Below are 18,347 nucleotides of genomic sequence, written 5' to 3' on the forward strand. Positions count from 1 at the left end.
CCATCCCAAGCCCGAGGAACGCCTATGCCCCGCAAGACCGCCAGGAAACCGCAGCCGCCAAAACTGCCGAAGGGCGAGGCCGGTCAGGTGCGCATCCGCCGCGAGATCGGCCATGATTTCGCGCTGCGCCAGGACGCCTTCGGCCGCCAGAGGCTGAGCAATGGCACGGCCGAAGCACGCCGCGTCTACGAGGTGTCGAATGGCGGCTTCACCTCCACCGGCGGCATCGTACGCCTGCGCAATGTCGACCCGCTGGTCGGCATCACCTCGCTCTCACGCCAGCAGCGCGAGGCAGGAGGGCGCCTTCGCGACGATTTCGAGCGCACCCAGCGCGAGGGCCTGCAGCCGCAGTCCTGGAACGAGCGCGTCGACGGTACCCGGGTGAATGCCGGCATCCCCGACCGCGTGCTCTCGGCCGGCCGCGCTCATACTCATGCCGTCACCGCCCTCGGCCACTGGGAGGTGGCCGATGTGGTACGCAAGGTCTGCCTCGAAGGCCAGTCGGTGAAGGCCATCGCCGAACGCACCGGCGACGGCCGTGACGTGGTGGTGAAACTGCTGAAGGTGGGACTCGACCTGCTGGCGGTGCACTATGGCATGATGGGGAGGAAAGCAGGGTGAGTAGTCTCTCGACCAACAATGTTTCGTTTAGAATAGGATCAGAATAGTATTATCCAATCTGGCGCCTGTGGTTAGATCAGGGTCTGGTCGACCGCTATATCAGGTGAAAAATGACGCCGCCGAAGATTATCCTGGGTTCGGAATTCCGCCTCACCAGAGCGGCGGAGCGTCATATTCTCGAGTTCATCGGGCAGGTCCAGTCGCGATCGGGTTTTGAGGGATGCAAGACGGAGATTTCCTGGGCAAGCGTAGGCCTACCTGGTGAGGAGTTCATACCTGGACCGCGCATCATCGGGGTGGATGACCGACTCCTGGAAGCCAATCCGGATTTCTATCTGGTTGGAGAGCAAAAGGTCCCCATCGCGCTCGACAAGATGAGAATCCAGGAGTGCCGCGACAAGGTCCTGGACTATCGCTGTGAGCGCCTAGTGCTTGTCTATCTGGACGATGTGCTTTGATCCGAACCGGCGCGTGGTTGAGGATCAACGGGTTGGAGGTCAATGACGAGATGAAAATACTGCGCACATGCTGTTGTAGTCGGCACGAAGAGACTAGGGCTGATCCGACATTTAGGGCCGGTAGCGGGCACGCGGCTGATCGCGAGGAAAAATGAAGGCATGGAAGAAACAATTCCTGGCCCATTTCGCGATCGCCACGGTGTCGCTCACCGTGGCGCTGCTTGCGATCGGGCAAGCGATCACGCTTGCCTGGCTGTCTGCGTTTCCGGCGTGGGAGCCTGAGCTTGCGTCGCTGCAGGTCCGTTTCTGGGCGTTCCTGGCAGTCGGTTTGATCGCGCTCGTGATAGGTGCCGGTGCCGTCCTGCGCTGGGTTCGGCTGCAGAACAGTGGCTTGTTTGGCAGAGCGGCTGAGGGAGATGGGGCTGCAGGCGAGGATCTATGACGCTCTGGCGATTTCTCCTGGCCGCCACGCTGGCACCGGCAACTGGCCCTCTGATCTACTGTGTTGGTATGCTCGTCGGATCCGGGTATCCATACTCCGGCCCGGGACACATGGAGAAGCTCATGGACATCATTCTCGTGTGCATGGCGATCAGCTATCTCATAAGCATTAGCCTTGGGACGCTGATCATAGCCAGCCTCTATTTTGCGGGCAGGCTGACGTCGCGGAACTGCATAGTGTGGGCGCTGTTGGGTGGCGCGGGGGCGGGCGCGGCCTTCATCTGGCTCGCCGATCCAGGCGGATGGAACGTGGTTTCGATGTCAATCTTCATCGGCATTGCAATGATAACCGCAGGGCTGACGGCACTGACCTTCTGCCTGGTCGCCCGCATGCAGATGAAAGCCGCTAGCTAAAAGTCGCACGCTTCCCCTTCTCCAACGTGGGAGAAGGGTCGGCATTAGGGTCCATGCGGTAACTTTCGGCGATGCGGAAATTCTGATCCGCCGCATGAACGACGAGCATCACGGCAGCGATCCTCGGGTCAGCCCGCGGATGACGAAGGTTAGTAACGGCAAATCCGCACGCGTTCCAGCACCCGGCGGTGATGATGCCAGTGCCTCACCCACTTCACGTGGCAATGGCGGTAATGGTGCCGGTAGTGATAGCGGTGCGGATAGCGGACCACGTAGCCGGGATAGTAGTCACGGTAATAGCGCGGGCCGTAATAACGGCCGCCATAGTCGTAGAACGGTCCGCCGCCATAGAACGGTCCACCATAGAAAGGTCCACCGAACGGGCCGCCGTAGAACGGGCTGAGGCCGAACGGACCGAAAAATCCCAATCCGCGCGCATCCGACGGCGCGACCGAGGCTGCCGCGGAGGCAACGGCGATCACTGAAGCAAGTAGCAGTTTTTTCATGGCAACCTCCTCCTGAAGGCTGATCATCAACTAAACGCACCGCCGGCGGGCTATGTTCCCGATCGCTAATGTTCGCCGGTGTCGATCTGAGGAGGAGATTCCGCGCGCGCCGCAGACATGGATGCCGAACTCGCCCGAGAGCGGGTTCAGGCCGCTTCAGCGCGCCGATGATCGAGGTGGTGATGCCAGAGGAACGCCAGTGCAACCCCAACGGCGCCGAGGAACCGGAAGACAGCGCAAGCCGCCTGAGCAACTCGCGGCCGTAGGGGTGGATGATGGCTTGCACAACAACGCGGCCGGCTGCGTCATGCGCTCGCTCAGCCATTGCAAGCCCGCTTCTCCCTCTCCCACAAGGGAGAAGGAGAAGCCGGGATGAATGTCCCTATCACCGTTCGCAGATACGGATCTTCTCGATCACGCGGTGGTGGTGGCGCCAGTGCTTGCGGTACTCGGTCCAGCAATGGCGGTTGTGGCGCATTGCGTAGCGCGGCCTGTAGCCATTGTCGTAGACGTCATACCGGTAGTGAGGGCGATAGACGTAACGATCGCCGTAGTAGGGGCCATAGTCGCCGTAATAGTCGTCATAAGTTGGGCCGATGCCAATACCCAGCCGCAGGCTGTCGGCACTGGCCGGACCGATCATGGCCGCCGCCGACGCAATCGCGATGACGGAGGCGAGCAGGAGCTTTTTCATGACTACCTCCTTTTCCAGGTTGATCTAACAAAACCCCTGAGGCGCGGTGCTGTTCCCATAAAAATCGGTTGGCCTGACGCCAGGGCGCAAAGGGGCCACCTCCCGCCGGGCCGCAAACCCGCGAGCACCGCTTCATGGCGGCAAGGCGTGCACCTCATGAGGGGCGCTTTCCGGAACCATCGCGCTCAGCCCGGGTTCCTTCTCAGCGGGCCGCGTCAGCCGGACCTGGTGGCAGAGAGAACAGGGTGGTTTCTCCGGCTTCTTACCCTGGCCAACGAAATGGCAGTCGAGCTCTCGTCCCACCCGGCCCGCTCCGGGCAAAGGGCAATCGATGGCGAAGCGCGCAAATCCCGACACCGCCGTCCCACGCAAAGGGATGCCCAGTCCGCGCCTGAGCAAGGCCGAATTCAAGAATCGCTATCGCGGACAGTTTTATGACCCGGCATTCGCTTCGGCGGCGCAAGCGGTCGATACCCTGTGCGAGATCGCCTGGCAGGCCTACAAGGACGAGCGCAAGAGCCCGATCACCCGCAAGGCCGGCAAAGGCTATCACGATCCGGACTATGAGCTGTCGGTGGAGTGGATCGCCGCCAGCGAGGCCTTGAAGGCGGCGCAGCAGCGATACGAGGACGGGTCTTCGCCGGCGCGCATCCTGCTCATCAACGGCTCCTCGCGCAGCGAGCATACGTGTCCGGGCGAGATGTCCAAGAGCTTTCGCCTAGTCGAGATCGCGCGCCGGGCCATAGAGGGAAAGCTCGGCTTCTCGGTCGGCGTTCTCGACCTCTCGCGCATCGCCTCGGAATATGGCCGTGCGATCCACCCCTGCAAGGCATGCTTCTCGACCGCGGCGGCACTTTGCCACTGGCCATGCTCCTGCTATCCGAACCACTCGCTCGGGCAGATTCACGACTGGATGAACGACATCTATCCGCTTTGGGTCGAGGCCCACGGCATCATGATCGTCACCCCGGTCAACTGGTACCAGACGTCGTCGCCGGTGAAGCTGATGATGGATCGCCTCGTCTGCGCCGATGGCGGCAATCCCGATCCCTCGCTGACGCAGGGCAAGGACGCCGCTTTGGCGAAACGTGCCGAGCTCGCCGGGTGGGACTATCCGCGCCATCTGGCCGGGCGTCTGTTCTCGGTCGTCGTCCACGGCGATACCGAAGGTGCCGAAAACGCCCGCCGCGGACTTGCCGACTGGTTGCGCTCGATGAAGCTGGAGCCGGCTGGCGAGAAGGCAGAGCTCGATCGCTATATCGGCTACTGGCAGCCCTATGCGACCAGCCACCGTGATCTCGATGCCGACCGTGCCGTGCAGAGCGAGGTGCGCGCCGCCGCGCTCGCGCTGGCGGAGGCCGTCGCGAAACGGCGAACGGGTCTCCTGCCGTCGATCGGGATGGACCTCGTCGATCCGCGTCCGAAGTAACTCCTTGCCTCCGCCGCACCATCTTCCCTTCGACGGCTCAAGCATTTCCGGGGCAGGTTTCGAGCGGGACCATCGGCTGTATGCGCAAAACGCTATATGATTGCGCCGCAGGGTGAATTCGCCGCCGGACGCCGATGCCGATCTTTTCAGTCAAGCACACGACCGTCTATCGCTATAGCCAGCCGGTGAGTTTTGGCGAGCACCGGCTGATGTTCAGGCCGCGCGACAGTTTCGACCAGCGACTTCTCGACCACGCTTTGTCGGTCGACCCCGAGCCGAAGGAGGTACGCTGGATCCACGACGTTTTTGGCAACTGTGTTGCGGTGATCGAATTCACGGGTTCGGCCAATGAACTCCATTTCTCGACGGACATTCGGCTCGATCACACGCCCCAGCACGCGCCAGATTTCCGTATCGATGAAGCCGCGCTGAACTATCCGTTCTCTTACGATTCCGACGAGGCGGCCGACCTCGCGCAGACGATTGAGCGCCATCATCCCGACGAGGGTGACGAGGTCGGCAAATGGGCCCGCCAGTTCGTCGGCGCCGCTGGCCACACCGAAACCGGAAAGCTGTTGATGACGCTCTGCTACGCCATCCACGAGAGCTTCGTGTACTCCCGTCGCTTCGAAACCGGGACGCAACCGCCGCTCATGACGCTGCACCTGCGCAAGGGCACATGCCGGGACTTTGCGCTGTTCATGATGGAAGCGGTTCGCTCGCTCGGCTTTGCCGCCCGCTTCGTGACCGGCTACGTCTATGTGCCGGGCCGCGACAGCGCCGAAGTGCGCGGCGGCGGCTCGACGCATGCCTGGTGCCAGGTCTACCTGCCCGGGGCCGGCTGGATCGAGTTCGATCCGACCAACGGAATAGTCGGCAACCGAGATCTGATCAGGGTTGCCGTGGCCAGGCACCCCCGGCAAGCCATCCCTCTTTCGGGAAGCTATTCCGGCAGCGCTTCGAGTTTCCTCGACATGACCGTTGAGGTGAAGGTGGCGAAGGAAACCGGCGGCGACAGGAATTAGCTGCGTCTTTGCGGCGCGACCGGTCCGCGCTTGAAGCGCAGCAAAAACGACACCGCGGTCCACGATGAGCCCCGCCTTGCGGCCTGGCGATGATGCACACGCCATTTTCCCGGAACCGCTCGATCTGTTCCGGCGTTGCTGGCCGAACGAAACGCGCGTCTGCCAGTTATGCCGAGCGCCGAAAGTGGACGTTTGCGAATGACCGTTTCGCCCCACCGGAATGATGGCGAGCGTCGCTGTGCCAAGAGGAACGGGATAGCTATCAGGCTGGTCGAGGAAGGCCCACCCCTATGAAACCGATGACCGAAGAGCATCTTGCGGTTCTGCGCAGGCACATGATCGAGATGATTGCGATCCATGCCGACCTGACGAGCGAAGAACTCGGCAAGGCAACACTCGACGAGCGGGTACTGGCATCGATGGGGCAGGTACCGCGACATCTCTTCGTGCCATCATCGGTCGCGCCCTATGCCTATCAGGACATGCCGCTGCCGATCGGATTCGGCAAGACCGTCTCGCAGCCCTTCATGGTCGCGCTGATGACCGATCTGCTCGCTCCCCAGCCGCACGAGGCAGTGCTCGAGATCGGAACCGGCCTGGGCTATCAGACCGCAATCCTCGCTGAACTCGCCGGACAAGTTTGGAGCGTGGAAATCATCGAGGAGTTCGCAAGCCATGCCGAGGCTCTGCTGCAGGACCTTGGCTTCTCCAATGTCGCCATTCGTGTCGGAGACGGGTCTCGCGGCTGGCCCGAGCACGCCCCATTCGACAAGATCCTGGTTAGCGTGGCGGCTGAGCGGGCGCCGCCGGCGTTGCTGAGCCAGCTCACGCCGGCGGGTCGTCTGGTCCTGCCTTTGGAGTCAGAGGAAGGACAGTTTCTGACCGTCATCGACAAGGATGCGGCAGGGCAGATCAAGACCCGGAAACTCATCCCGGTTCGGTTCAGCCGGCTCGAAACCGTCTGAGGTCTCACAACTGGCGCGGCCAGCACACACCGGCTGAACTGATCTGGAAGAAGGACAGCCACGCACCCGTCGTCGCCAAGATCCGCTTCGGGTCAGAAACCGCCATTCGCCAATGTCCGATTCTCACCCGACAGGTGGGAAAAGTACAGGTGGCACAAGTCCGTTTCCTGTGAGGCTGTCGCGTCAATATCGATCAGTAGACATGGCGCCAATTTACTCAATTGAGTGGGGCTGACTACGCTCTATTTGGTACTCACCCTGCTGGATCGACTTTGTTAGGCTCATGTGGTGGTTGCGGTATCCGTAAGCGCGGTGCGCGGGTCGCGCGCGGCCAGTGAGGCATGGAGATCCAGCCATGGATCCTATCCAGAGGCCCAAAGCGGACCACGGTCCAGCGTTTCCCGAGGGTGACCGACAAGTCTCAACCATGGCGACCTCGTCTCATGGCTCCCGCAAAAGGTCGCGCGGCGCCGCGATGAGCCTCATCCCCCTCTGTCTCATCCTGCTATGCAGCGCCCCGGCAAGAGGTCAGTCAGGGACTGACGACAGGCTCGGCCCTCAAGACACTGTTGAGGTGAATGTTGCGGGGTGGGGCGTCTTCCGCGCGGGCGTCGCGGGCGCGGAGCTCAACGGTGCCTTTACGATCGATGCAGCCGGGACGCTGCATCTTCCGGTCATTGGGCAGGTACCGGCTGCGGGTCTGCGTGAGAATGACCTGGCAAAGCTGATTGACGATCGGTTGCAGGCCAGAAGTGGCTTCGACGTGCGTCCCGTCACGACCGTCCAGCGCCGACGATCGCGAGCAGCGGCGCCGGTCGATCTCGAAGCGGCGAAGAATCGATCGCTTCAGGAAACCAATGCACCCGCGCGAACCGGTCAAGCGGCGCAAGCCTTTGCTGGCGAGCAGCATGAGTTGGTCGCACGTGCTGACACCGGCTTGCCGGCGCGTGTGGTCGCAGACGCCCCGGTTCTTCAAGGGCGGGCCTTTGAGGAGCAGCAGAAACGAGCCGAACGGCTCGCGGGGGACCTGGAACTGGCGCAGCGCGAAGTAGAAAGCCTGCAGGAGAAAGTCGTTCTGGCGAACCGCGAAAGAGCAGCCGCACTCGGAGCGCAGCAGGCTGCGGAAGCCTCGCTGGCTGCAGCCAGGCGCGCGCTTGACGAGGAGCGGCAGAAGGTCGAGCGGTTGCAAGGCGACCTCGCCGCGGCGCATCAATCTCTCGATGCTGTGACGGCGAGGGGAAAACTGGCGGCGGCTGCGCAAGCCGTCGACATCCAGGGGCGGCAAGTTGCCGAGGCCGCTGCAAAGCGAACCGAGGAAGCGCTCGCACTGGAGCGCGAAAGAGCAGATGCTCTCGCCCTCGATCTCAGCGCTGCAAATCAGGATCGCGATGCGGCAAATCAGGATCGCGATGCGGCAAAGGAGGGAGTGGCCCGGCTTTCCGCGGCTTTGGAGCAGCAACGCGAAAGGGCCGTTGGCCTGGCTCGCAACCTCACCGCGGCGCGCAACAGGATCGACATCCTAAAAGCTCCCGATGCGCCTCGCGCCCAGCGCGTCGAGCCCGCTCCCAAAGTACGCGTCGCTGATGGAGCTGGTCCACGCCTCGCAGGGAAGCGGGCTCGTTCAGTCCGTGCGCCCGACGAGCACGAGATCCGAAAAGTGGCCGCCCGCAAGTCACGGCAACCCGTTCCGATGGCGACGATTCCGCTTCCCGCCGCGTTGCTGCCGACGCGGGCGCCGTTGCGCGCGGCGTCAGGATTATGGTGATGCGCCAGTATCTTGCTGCCACATTGGCGATCGCAGTTGCGATCGGACCTGCTTCGGCTGTTGACGTGGGCGTTGGAGGCACGGCCGGCGGTATCGGGGTCGGTGTTGGTGTGGGCGCTGGCTCGAACGGCGCCTCCGTTGGAGTTGGCACCAGCGTCGACGGGCTCGGAGGAGCAGATGTTGGAGGGTCGCTCGGCACAAGCAACGGATCGCTCGGCGCCGACGTTGGGGCGGGCGCCAACCTCGGCGGCGTAAGCAGCGGCGTTTCGGCTGGCGTCGACGCGGGAGACCAATCAGTTGATGGCCCGGCGGGCACCGCCGGAGCGAGCACTGCTTTGGGGAGTACCACAGGGACAGCGGCTGCCGTTGCCGGCAAGAAGAAGGCTGCCATTGTCGTGCCCAGGGGCGCGCGATACGCAATCGTCCTGCCACGCAGCCTTTGGCCCTCCAGAGGTGGTCGCGACACGCTCGGGCAAAGCAAAAAAGGCTATCCCGTACTGCAGCCTCTGGCGCCGCTGAAGGTGATACCCGGCACCCCGCCGGCCGTGGTTCGCGTCTGCCGCCAGGCGATCAGATCGGCTGCGGTGCCGCTTGGTGCCGTGCGCGTGCACGCAGCCAGCGCAGGTCCCTTGCGCCGGCATCGTCTCGGCGCGCTCACCGCACCGATTGAGGTGCGTATAGACTATGCAAGACAAGGTGGCATCGAGGTCCGGCAAGCGCGGGTAGGATGCCGCCTCGACCCGGCGGGCAGGGTCGTCGCGGTGAAATAGGCTTGATAGATTTGGCAGGTGGGCCAAGTCTCGATGAAGCGGACGTCTGGAGCGCCCCTGGTCCTGCCTGGGTCATTGGATGACCTTCGCCACCCGTCCTAGCTCCCGATCCCCCGTAGCACCGTCTTCTCCACCACCGGTTCGAGCGATTCCGCGAACGGCGTCGCCAGGTGATGGCGATCGCGGTAGGCGAGCTTGCCGTTGATGAAGACGTGACAGGTGGTGCTGTCGCAGAACTGACTGGTCAGGTCGACATAGGTGGCGCCGGGCACGCTGCGCACGACCTCGCGCTCCGCCGCGGCGATGTCGTCGTTCGCCGCCGTGTTCCTCGGCGTATCGCAGACCTCAGGTGCCTGCCCGCGCCACAGCGCCCGTGCCACGCATTTGTCGACATAGTTTCCATTATAGGGCACGTCCCTGATCACCGCGACCTTGATCCCGGCCCGGCTGAATGCCGCGAGCGTCCAGCGCAGGCCGGCCCTCCATTCCTCGTTCCAATCGGCGTGCCTCAGTTCCTCGGGCGATTCCTTCATCACGTTGCCGATCGAGAATTCCGAGATCACCACCATGCGCGGATGCAGCGCGATGATGTCCTTGACCGATTGCTCCCGCCACCGGTCGCATTCGGTGTAGTCGCGCTTCAGCCTCCAGTTCCAGGTCGTGACCCGTGAGGCTCGGCAGGAGGATTTGAGATAGGTGACGACGCGGTAGTTGTTCTTGCTTGCCGCCTCGATCAGCGGCGTCGACCAATGGTCGGCATGCGAGTCGCCGAACAGCACGACCGAACCCTCGGCATCCTTGGCACCGAACACGCAGGGCTTGGGCTTGACGGTCTCGAAATCGAGCACGCAGCCGCCCTTGGCGCGCGCGGTCGAAGGGCGCGCCGCGCTTTCGGCGATGACGCGCTGTTCGGGGTCGAGGTCATGCACGGCCAGCCGCGCATTGGCGTAGGCCGCCGCAACGCCGGTGCCGGTCAGGAGGACGGCCGGCACCAGCGCGCGCGCCGCATTGGCCATAAGCCAGCCATTGCGGCGTATAGGGTTCTCGATGACGTGATAGGTGAAGGCCGACAGCACCAGCGTCAGCGCCAGGCAGACAAGGCGCTGCACGGTGGAAAGTTCCGCGGTGAGCATGCCGGCATAGACGATGACCGGCCAGTGCCAGAGATAGAGCGAATAGGAAAGCTTGCCGCCCCACTGCAAGGGCGGCAGCGCGAGCACGGCGCTGGGGCCATTGCTCGCGCCGGCCGCTCCCGCCAGCAGCATGAGGACGGCGCCGGTCACCGGCACCAAAGCCAGCAGACCGGGGAAGGGGGCATCCTCGCTGAAAGAAAGGTAGGAGATCGCAATCAGCGCCAGCCCGAGCCAGGCCATTGTGGCGCTCAGGCCGCGGCGCTCGCGCCACAATGTCGCCGGGACCAGCGTGGCCAGTCCGCCGGCGGCGAACTCCCAGGCCCTAAGGGGCGAGAAATAGAAGGCCCAGGGCTGGGCGACCGTGGTCAGCCAGGCGCAGACAGCGAACGACACCAGACCGACAAACCCGATCACCAGGATCACCGCCCGCTTGCCGGGCTTCAGCCACGCGGCAAGCACCAGCAGCGCCGGCCAGGCCAGATAGAACTGCTCCTCGACCGACAGCGACCAGAAATGGATGAACGGGTTGTTGGCGGCGTCGGACGCGAAATAGTCGAACGACCAGCGGATCAGCCACAGATTGATCATGTAGGCCGACGCGAACATGGCGCCCTTGGAATAGAGCGACTGCTCCTCCGGCGACAGGATGAAGGCGCCGGCCACCAGCGTCGCGAGGATGACGAACAGCGAAGCCGGCAGCAGCCTGCGCGCGCGCCGGGCGTAGAAGCGCCAGAGGTCCAGCCGCCCGGTTTCGTTGATCTCGGTGACGAGATGACGCGTGATCAGGTAGCCCGAAATGACGAAGAAGATGTCGACGCCGGTGAAGCCGCCGGGGAGCGCGGTGAGCCCGAAATGATAAGCGATGACGCCGGCCACCGCCAGCGCGCGCAAGCCCTCGATGTCGGGCCGGAACGATGCCGAGGCCGGGAATTGTGCTGTCAAGACGACGCCTCGTGCTAGTCGTTGGCAGCCCACCCAGGGGCGAGACTCGACCCTGAGCGCGGATATCGCAATGCAACATATTTAACGCGGTGCAACATAAGTGGAGATCAGCGTCCTTCTCCCGCTCACGGGGGGATGACGCTCTCACCTCCACCTTCGCCAAATCCGACACGCGCGGTCGGCCTGCGCGTTGCCCATGCTTCGCGCATCGTCTATGCACCCCTCAGCCAATGCCGGCTGGAACGGAGCCCATCATGACCGACCAAACCATCCTCAAATTCGGCGCCATTGAGCATGCCGAGGCCGGCGACCTGCCGGGCTGGGTCGTCGTCGAGGGCAGGCCGACCATGCAGACCGCCGTGCAGCACACCACCGCCGACGGCAAGGTGATCTCGGGCACCTGGCGCGCCTCGCCAGGCACCTACCATGCCACCTACACCGACTATGAATTCGTGCACGTGATCGCCGGCCGCATCATCATCACTCCCGACGGCGGCGCACCTGTGGAGGTCGGGCCGGGCGATGCCTTCGTCGTCGAGGCCGACTTCAAAGGAACCTGGAAGATCATCGAGCCGGTGACCAAGCATTTCGTCGTTCGGGTCGGCTGATGCGGGCGCGTCGCCAGTCATGCGAGAGTGGCGGCGGGTCGGCCAGCGTCGAGCCGGCGCACAGCGCTCTGTACGTTAGGCTGCGCTAAGTAACGTTGTCCGGAAACGTGCGATCTGCTAGCATTTGACCACCGACAAACGGCCCCGAAAGTGCCGTGCGTCCGACATCATGCACAACAGATCAACTCGAACCGGAGAACGGCCATGAAACGGCTTCTGACGGTCGCTGCGCTTTTGGCAGCAGCCAGTTTGATTGAGATGCAAGGCGCAGCCGCCGATGACGCTGCGCTGATCAAGAGCGCCGAGTCAGCCGCGCCGGCTGCAGTGGCCAGCGGCGCCGCGGTCTACGCCATGGACGAGAAGGGCAACATGCGTACCCTGCGCGAGGGCAAAGGCGGCTTCTGGTGCATGCCGGACAACCCGGCCTCGCCTGGCCCGGACCCGATGTGCGGCGACGCCAACTCGATGGAATGGGCGATGGCCTGGCTGCAAAAGAAGGATCCGCCCAAGGGCAAGGTCGGCTTCATGTACATGCTGTCCGGCGGCACCGACGGCAGCAACACCGATCCCTATGCGACAGCGCCCACGGAAGGCAACAACTGGGTAGAGACCGGTCCGCATGTGATGATCGTCAACGCCATGGACATGATGGCGGGCTATCCGACGGACGCAAAGCCCGACACGTCCAAGCCCTATGTCATGTGGCCGGGCACACCCTACGCCCATCTCATGATCCCGGTTAAGTAGCTGGAACGAGAGCGCACGGGCGCTCCGTCCTCACAACAATGGCGGGTATCTCCGCCCGCCATCCGAACCGCCAACTGTAGAGGCCGTGAGCGTTGGCATCTCGGCCGCCGCCGCAACTTCGGCGCCGCCTACGGCTATTGCGACAACGCCCTGCAACATAAGCGCAATCTGCGCGTTTGCTAATCCACAGAGAGGCAGTCATCAGGGTGGCCGCGCCGTGCGTTGCACGCCGGCGAAATATCGCTGATCATGCTCGTCGTTGGGCGGAGGCATCAGGTGAATCGGCAAAACGGCACGCGCCCGTCGGGATCCGGGCTGGTTGGTCTTCTGGCTGCGTCGAGGGCGCATCCGCGGACAGCGCTGCCCACGGTCGCGACGGTGGTCACGACAGTGGCGGCGCTCTACTTCGGCCGCGAGGTGTTCCTGCCGATCGCCGTCGCCCTGCTTTTGACCTTCGCCCTGGCGCCCCTGGTCTCCGCGCTGAAGCGCGTTGGCATTCCGCGCCTTCCGGCCGTCATCGCCAGCGTGCTCGGCGCCTTCGCGGCGCTTGCCATGTTCTCCTTTGTCGTCGCCACGCAGGTCAGCGATCTCGCCCAGAACATTCCCGTCTACCAGATCAACATCCTGACCAAGATCCGCGCGCTGAAGGAAACCGGCCTCGGCGGCGGCATCATCGCCAGGCTGAGCGGAGTGATCGAGCGCGTCGGCCAGGAGATCGAGCGCCAGGAGCCGCAACTGCCCTCGGCGACCGAGACGCCCAAACGCGATCCGATCCCGGTCGAGATCGTCGCGCACGAAAAGCCGCTCGAGGTGCTGCAGAACCTGGTAGCGCCGCTGCTCAGCCCGCTCGCCTCGGCCGGCCTGGTCATCGTCGTGGTCATCTTCATGCTGATGGAGCGCGAGGATCTGCGCGACCGCTTCATCCGTCTCGTCGGCTATGGCGACCTGCACCGCACCACGCAGGCGCTGCAGGATGCCGGCAAGCGTGTCGGCCAGTATCTTTTGATGCAGCTGGTGGTCAATATCGTCTACGCCGTGCCGATCACCATCGGGCTCTGGGTGCTGGGCATCCCCAATGCGCTTTTGTGGGGCATGCTGGCGCTGGCGCTGCGCTTCGTGCCCTATATCGGCCCGATCATCGGCGCGCTCTTGCCGCTGTTCCTGGCGCTGGCCGTGGCGCCCGGCTGGGCTCTGCTCTTGTGGACGGCGGCCCTGTTCATCGTCATGGAACTGATAACCGGCAACGTGATCGAACCTTGGCTCTACGGCTCGCGCACCGGGCTGTCGCCGCTCGCCATCATCGTCGCCGCGATCTTCTGGACATGGCTCTGGGGTCCGCTCGGCCTGGTGCTGTCCACCCCGCTCACCGTCTGCCTGGTCGTGCTCGGCCGCCATGTGCCGCAATTCGAATTCCTCGACGTGCTGTTCGGCAACGAGCCGGTGCTGGAGCCGCACGCCCGGCTCTACCAGCGGCTGCTGGCCGGCGATCCGGACGAGGCGACCGACCATGCCGAGGAGTTCCTGGAGGACAAATATCTGTTCGAGTTCTACGACAAGGTCGCGATCCCCGCTTTGCTGCTCGGCGAGCATGACCGCATGCGCGGCGTTCTCGACGACGAGCAGCGGCGGCTGCTGGCCGGCAGCGCCGAGACCCTGGTGGCGAACCTCGACGACAGTGCCCAGCAGGAAGCCGAGGAGGAAGAGGACGAGCCGGAAGCCGCCGCCTCAGGCGATGACAAGGCCGGCGAACGCAAGGCGTCGGAGCGCAAGCCTGGCGAGGACAAGGAGGTCGACGAGGCCGAAGAGGTCAATCTCCCGGATGGAACCGGCATTGCGGTTCTGTGCGCCGGCGGCCGCGGCGAGCTCGATGATGCCGCCGCCGCCATGCTGGCGCAGGTGCTAGAAGTGCAGGGCGCCGAGGCGACGAAGGCGGGCTTCGCCGATCTCGAGCCCGGCGGCGTGCGCCGCCTCGAGCTCGATGCGCTCGACGCGGTCGTCATCGGCTTCCTCGACCGTGATTCCGTCAAGCATGCCCGCTTCCTGGTGCGGCGGCTGAAGCGCCGCCGGCCAAAGCTCAGGGTTGGCATCGTCTTCTGGTCGGAAACCGGCAATGGCGACCGGCAGGCCGCCAGCGCCGAGGCCCGTGACCTCAATGCCGACTTCGTCGCCTATGGCATGGTCGATGCCGTCAACGGCGCGCTGTCCGGCGAACCGCCGGTGGTCCTCAAGCTCGCCGCCAAGCGCCGCCCGCCCCGCCGTCAGCCGGCGCGCAAGAAGGCGCCGGCCGCGGTCGCCGGCTGAGGGCGCGGTTGCCTCGGGTCGGCGAAAGCGAGCCCTCGGGAGTTTGCGTCCGCAGTGGCGCGAGGATCGTTGATCCCCGCGCCACTGCCGCCCCGCCAAGGGCTAGAAATGCAGGTAGATTGCTGGCGGATAGATCGAATTGTAGCCATCCTGGTTGGTCGTCGCCGGCTTGGCGCCGGCAGGCGTGATCCCGCCTGTGGCCGTGTTGTCCAGCGGCGGCCGGGTCGCCTCGACCTTCGCGTCGTCCTTCGCCACCGGGACTTTCTTCTTGGCTTCCGCGGCCTGCGCCAGCGCAAGCACGACGAGCAGCGCTGACAGAACGAGCTTCATGTCGGTTCCTCCCTGCCTGAATGCGGAGGCGTTGGGCGGTCTGCCCGAGCCAATTCCGCTTTTCCTCGTGGCCTTCCCCTAGCGCCGGCGAGCTTAGCGCCAGGCGCCGGACCGGAAAGGGATCGCGTGCGGAACGCCGTGGAATTCTTTGGAATTCCTGGAATATTAGCTTGTGGAAAAGTACAATGGGAGGACGTGCCGGCGCATGCTATGGCTAGCAGCTGGCATGGGAGCACGATCCCGGACCAGGGCCGTGCTCGAAAAGGGGCGAGCCATTCCGGTCGACCGGGATGGAACAGGCCCAGGGACGGCGGCCGCATGGCACAGCATATCGCGCAAAAACTCCGGCTGACCTCGGCCCTGCTCGGCACCGTCACCCGCAAGGAGCTGGCGGCGGCGTTCCGGGCCGTCAATCCGAAGACCGCGTTCGATCTCGGCCGCGCCGACAAATGGCTGCAGGGCCGCGCCCAGCCGCGCGAGTACGCCGTCTATGACGACTGGGCGAAGCTGCTTCGCCTGGAGCAGCCGGGGGCCTGGATCGCCGACAGCGACCTGCCGCAGTTCGCCGCTGCCATCGCCTCCCGCCACGGCGTCGACAGAGCCGAGCTCGAACGCCGCGCCGCCGCACAGTTCGAGGCCACCGCGCATGACGAGAAAAGCGTCGGCCTGGCGCTCGCCGGAACCTATGCATGCTATTCGCGCGCGCTCTCGCCCTACTATCGCGGCCAGCTGATCAGGGGCAACCTGTCGATCGAGCCGGGGCCTGGCGCGCACAGCCTGAGCGCTGCCTATCGCGAATCCTTGCCGACGGGCCAGCTCTTGCTTGGCGGGCCGGTCACGCCGGCAAAGCGCGGCCTCTATGCGCATCTGAAGGAAAGCGGCGGCGATGCCCAGTTCTTCCTCTGCCTGTTCCCGCAGTCGCAGCCGGGCAGCGTGCTCGGCGGTTACATGTGCGGCAGCTCGATCATCGGCCCGGAGCCGCAGCCCTCGATCACCAGGATCCTCATCATCCGCCTGCGCGACCCGGCGCCCGACGCAGCGGCCTGGGGCGGCTACCTCCTGCCGGACCAGTCGATCGCGGAGGATCTGGCCGCGCTCGGCATGTCGATCGATCAGCCCGGGCTCGTCGACCGGCAGCTCGCGCAATTCCTGATCGGCGACAGTGACGTTGCCAACCAGGTCCCGCCGGCCGAGTTCCGTGCCATCCTCGATATCTTCGACCGGCATTGGCTAAGGCATTCGGGATAGGGCTCCTCGCCGGCGGCGGCGGGTGAAGGCCGGTGCCGACCCTGCCAATCCTGGGGGGATGGGGGCCATCGCGTCGCTGCCCGATGAACGATCTCTCCGAACTATAACTTATTTAATAGACCCGGCGGTCCGTCTATTGCCTGGTCGCACAGCAGCACCGGCCTCTACGGTGCTGTAATCGGGGACACCCGATCGGCCCGCGCCCCGGCTAGCCTAGGGGCGCGGGCGCGTATCGGCCGGGCTTTGCGGCTCCTCACACCGACCAGAAATACCGCACCGTGTGGAAGAACACCGGGGCGGCGAAGACCAGGCTGTCGGCGCGGTCCATCATGCCGCCATGGCCCTCGATCAGATGGCCCCAGTCCTTCACGCCCTGGTCGCGCTTGATGGCCGAGGCGACCAGGCCGCCGAGGAAGCCCATCAGGCAGGCGACGAGGGCGACGACGGCGGCCTGCAGCGGCGAGAACGGCGTCAGGAAGGACAAGAGCGCGCCGAGCAGGCTCGACGCCGCAAGCCCGCCGACCAGCCCTTCCCAGGTTTTCGAAGGCGACACCTTCGGCGACAGCAGATGTTTTCCGAACAGCTTGCCGAAGATGTATTGCAGCACGTCGCTGCCCTGCACGGTGATGATCAGGAAGGCGATGAGCAGCAGGTTGCGGCCCTCGAAGCCGGGCACGTTCAGCGTCAGCAGCGCCGGCACGTGGCTGACGAAGTAGACCGAGATCATGATCGCCCATTGCTGCGCCGAGACGCGCTCCAGGAAGCGCTCGGTGTCGCCGTTGAGCGCGGTGATGGCCGGCATCAGCAGGAAGCAGTAGACAGGGATGAAGATGGTGAAGAGCCCGTACCAGGCCGTCCACACCAGCCAGTACTGGAACGGAATGATGATGGCGAACATGCCGAGCAGCACCCAGTGGTCGCTGCGCCGGCTGTGCGTCAGCGTCACGAATTCGCGCAGTGCCGCGAACGAGATCAGCGCGAACAGGATGGTCATGCCGGCATGGCCGAAGAAGAAGGCGACCGTGATCGCCACCACCATCACCCACCAGGCGTTGATGCGCTGGGTGAGGTTGGTGAGCGTCGGCGACAGCGGCTTCGGCGCCCGCCACGACAATATGCCGGCGGTGACGCTGGCCGTCGACAGCACGGCGACCAGGCCGGCGATCAGGATCATGGTTTCATGTATCGGCGGCAGCGGCATTATTTCGGGCCTCCGGCCCTGTCTTTTTGTTTGACCATAGTCTTTTCCAAAAACCGGGAGCCACTTTTTGGGATCATGGTCTAGTCGTCCCGGTCCGGACGGGGGTCGAGGGCCAGCAGCGTCTGGCGGGCGCGTTCGAGGAAGGCGCGGCGCTCTTCGCCGGGCGCGATGGTGACAGCCGGGCCGAAGACGACGCGGCACAAAAGCGGCACCGGCAGGAACTGGCCCTTGGGCAGAACCCGAGACATGTTCTCGATCCAGCACGGGATGAGCTCGACTTCCGGCCGCGCCATCGAGAGATTGTAGAGGCCGGAGCGGAACGGCAGCAGCGGCTCGTCGGTGGTGTTGCGGGTGCCCTCGGGGAACAGGATCAGCGAATGACCCTGGTCAAGCACCGACAGCATGATGTTGATCGGGTTCTCGGCCTCGTCGGTCCACTGGCGATGGATCAATACGGAGGACAGCATGTCCTCGGCGATGTAGCGGCGCAGCCGCGACTTGCCCCAATATTCGGCCGCGGCAACCGCATGGGTGCGGGCGCGCACCTTCTCGCTGAGGCAGGCCGAGAGCAGGATGAAGTCGCCATGGCTGGCATGGTTGGCGAAATAGATGCGCTGCCGCTCCGACGGCTGGCTGCCGTTCCAGATCGGCCTGACCCCAGTCACCACCCAGGCCATCGCCGACAGGCCGACCGAGGTGATGGTCTGCAGGAGGGTGAAGGTGTTGGCGCGGATGTGGAGTTTTGTCAT

The 18,347-nt window shown here is 64.5% G+C and carries 18 protein-coding genes; 12 read left to right on the forward strand and 6 right to left on the reverse strand.

Annotated features, from left to right (window positions below):
• The first annotated feature begins 24 nt into the window (after positions 1 to 24).
• From PU724_RS29780 to PU724_RS29795, 4 genes are all read left to right on the forward strand, one after another.
• Positions 25 to 621 carry a DUF6456 domain-containing protein gene (locus tag PU724_RS29780; RefSeq protein ID WP_354425274.1) on the forward strand — a complete coding sequence of 199 codons (597 nt, stop codon included), beginning with the start codon at positions 25 to 27 and terminating at the stop codon, positions 619 to 621.
• 110 nt (positions 622 to 731) lie between these two features.
• Complete coding sequence (locus tag PU724_RS29785) at positions 732 to 1,079, forward strand: hypothetical protein (RefSeq protein WP_354425272.1); 348 nt, start codon at positions 732 to 734, stop codon at positions 1,077 to 1,079.
• 151 nt (positions 1,080 to 1,230) lie between these two features.
• Positions 1,231 to 1,521, forward strand: coding sequence for a hypothetical protein (locus PU724_RS29790; RefSeq protein ID WP_354425270.1), 291 nt, complete (start codon positions 1,231 to 1,233; stop codon positions 1,519 to 1,521).
• Positions 1,522 to 1,643: 122 nt separating this feature from the next.
• Positions 1,644 to 1,934, forward strand: coding sequence for a hypothetical protein (locus PU724_RS29795; RefSeq protein ID WP_354425268.1), 291 nt, complete (start codon positions 1,644 to 1,646; stop codon positions 1,932 to 1,934).
• 149 nt (positions 1,935 to 2,083) lie between these two features.
• Here the strand turns inward: PU724_RS29795 and PU724_RS29800 are convergent, their stop codons facing one another.
• Together PU724_RS29800 and PU724_RS29805 are read right to left on the reverse strand one after the other, a co-directional pair.
• On the reverse strand, positions 2,084 to 2,440 hold the full coding sequence (locus PU724_RS29800) for a hypothetical protein (RefSeq protein WP_127285041.1): 357 nt from the start codon (positions 2,438 to 2,440) through the stop codon (positions 2,084 to 2,086).
• A gap of 385 nt (positions 2,441 to 2,825) precedes the next feature.
• Positions 2,826 to 3,134 (reverse strand): hypothetical protein, encoded by a 309-nt coding sequence (locus PU724_RS29805; protein ID WP_354425266.1) that lies wholly within the window; start codon positions 3,132 to 3,134, stop codon positions 2,826 to 2,828.
• 331 nt (positions 3,135 to 3,465) lie between these two features.
• Between PU724_RS29805 and PU724_RS29810 the strand changes: the two genes are divergently transcribed.
• From PU724_RS29810 to PU724_RS29825, 4 genes are all read left to right on the forward strand, one after another.
• The gene (locus tag PU724_RS29810; RefSeq protein WP_354425264.1) at positions 3,466 to 4,563 is read left to right on the forward strand and encodes a flavodoxin family protein; all 1,098 of its coding nucleotides are present in this window, start codon (positions 3,466 to 3,468) and stop codon (positions 4,561 to 4,563) included.
• Between the two features lie 134 nt (positions 4,564 to 4,697).
• Positions 4,698 to 5,588 (forward strand): transglutaminase family protein, encoded by an 891-nt coding sequence (locus tag PU724_RS29815; protein ID WP_127285044.1) that lies wholly within the window; start codon positions 4,698 to 4,700, stop codon positions 5,586 to 5,588.
• Positions 5,589 to 5,878: 290 nt separating this feature from the next.
• Positions 5,879 to 6,553 carry a protein-L-isoaspartate(D-aspartate) O-methyltransferase gene (locus tag PU724_RS29820; RefSeq protein WP_354425261.1) on the forward strand — a complete coding sequence of 225 codons (675 nt, stop codon included), beginning with the start codon at positions 5,879 to 5,881 and terminating at the stop codon, positions 6,551 to 6,553.
• 475 nt (positions 6,554 to 7,028) lie between these two features.
• Positions 7,029 to 8,318, forward strand: a complete 1,290-nt coding sequence (locus tag PU724_RS29825; RefSeq protein WP_354425259.1) for a polysaccharide biosynthesis/export family protein — start codon at positions 7,029 to 7,031, stop codon at positions 8,316 to 8,318.
• A gap of 868 nt (positions 8,319 to 9,186) precedes the next feature.
• Here PU724_RS29825 and PU724_RS29830 read toward each other — a convergent pair.
• Positions 9,187 to 11,163: an acyltransferase family protein gene (locus tag PU724_RS29830; protein WP_354425257.1), complete on the reverse strand. Its 1,977-nt coding sequence runs from the start codon at positions 11,161 to 11,163 to the stop codon at positions 9,187 to 9,189.
• A gap of 254 nt (positions 11,164 to 11,417) precedes the next feature.
• Here PU724_RS29830 and PU724_RS29835 point away from each other — a divergent pair, with 254 nt between their 5' ends.
• From PU724_RS29835 to PU724_RS29845, 3 genes are all read left to right on the forward strand, one after another.
• Positions 11,418 to 11,771 (forward strand): cupin domain-containing protein, encoded by a 354-nt coding sequence (locus tag PU724_RS29835; protein WP_354425255.1) that lies wholly within the window; start codon positions 11,418 to 11,420, stop codon positions 11,769 to 11,771.
• Positions 11,772 to 11,975: 204 nt separating this feature from the next.
• Positions 11,976 to 12,518, forward strand: a complete 543-nt coding sequence (locus tag PU724_RS29840; RefSeq protein WP_127285050.1) for a hypothetical protein — start codon at positions 11,976 to 11,978, stop codon at positions 12,516 to 12,518.
• Between the two features lie 276 nt (positions 12,519 to 12,794).
• A complete protein-coding gene (locus PU724_RS29845) occupies positions 12,795 to 14,819 on the forward strand; it encodes an AI-2E family transporter (RefSeq protein ID WP_354425253.1) in 2,025 nt (674 codons plus the stop codon).
• Positions 14,820 to 14,921: 102 nt separating this feature from the next.
• On the opposite strand, the gene PU724_RS29850 is transcribed toward PU724_RS29845, so the two are convergent.
• Complete coding sequence (locus PU724_RS29850; protein WP_127284436.1) at positions 14,922 to 15,149, reverse strand: hypothetical protein; 228 nt, start codon at positions 15,147 to 15,149, stop codon at positions 14,922 to 14,924.
• Between the two features lie 318 nt (positions 15,150 to 15,467).
• Here PU724_RS29850 and PU724_RS29855 point away from each other — a divergent pair, with 318 nt between their 5' ends.
• Positions 15,468 to 16,397 carry a hypothetical protein gene (locus PU724_RS29855; RefSeq protein ID WP_127284435.1) on the forward strand — a complete coding sequence of 310 codons (930 nt, stop codon included), beginning with the start codon at positions 15,468 to 15,470 and terminating at the stop codon, positions 16,395 to 16,397.
• Between the two features lie 253 nt (positions 16,398 to 16,650).
• On the opposite strand, the gene PU724_RS29860 is transcribed toward PU724_RS29855, so the two are convergent.
• Both PU724_RS29860 and PU724_RS29865 read right to left on the reverse strand, forming a co-directional pair.
• A complete protein-coding gene (locus PU724_RS29860; protein WP_127284434.1) occupies positions 16,651 to 17,598 on the reverse strand; it encodes a phosphatidate cytidylyltransferase in 948 nt (315 codons plus the stop codon).
• An 80-nt stretch (positions 17,599 to 17,678) separates the two neighbouring features.
• Positions 17,679 to 18,347, reverse strand: a complete 669-nt coding sequence (locus PU724_RS29865) for a lysophospholipid acyltransferase family protein (protein ID WP_127284433.1) — start codon at positions 18,345 to 18,347, stop codon at positions 17,679 to 17,681.

It is taken from the genome of Mesorhizobium abyssinicae, assembly GCF_049887195.1.
In the GTDB taxonomy this organism is placed as follows: Bacteria; Pseudomonadota; Alphaproteobacteria; order Rhizobiales; family Rhizobiaceae; genus Mesorhizobium; species Mesorhizobium abyssinicae.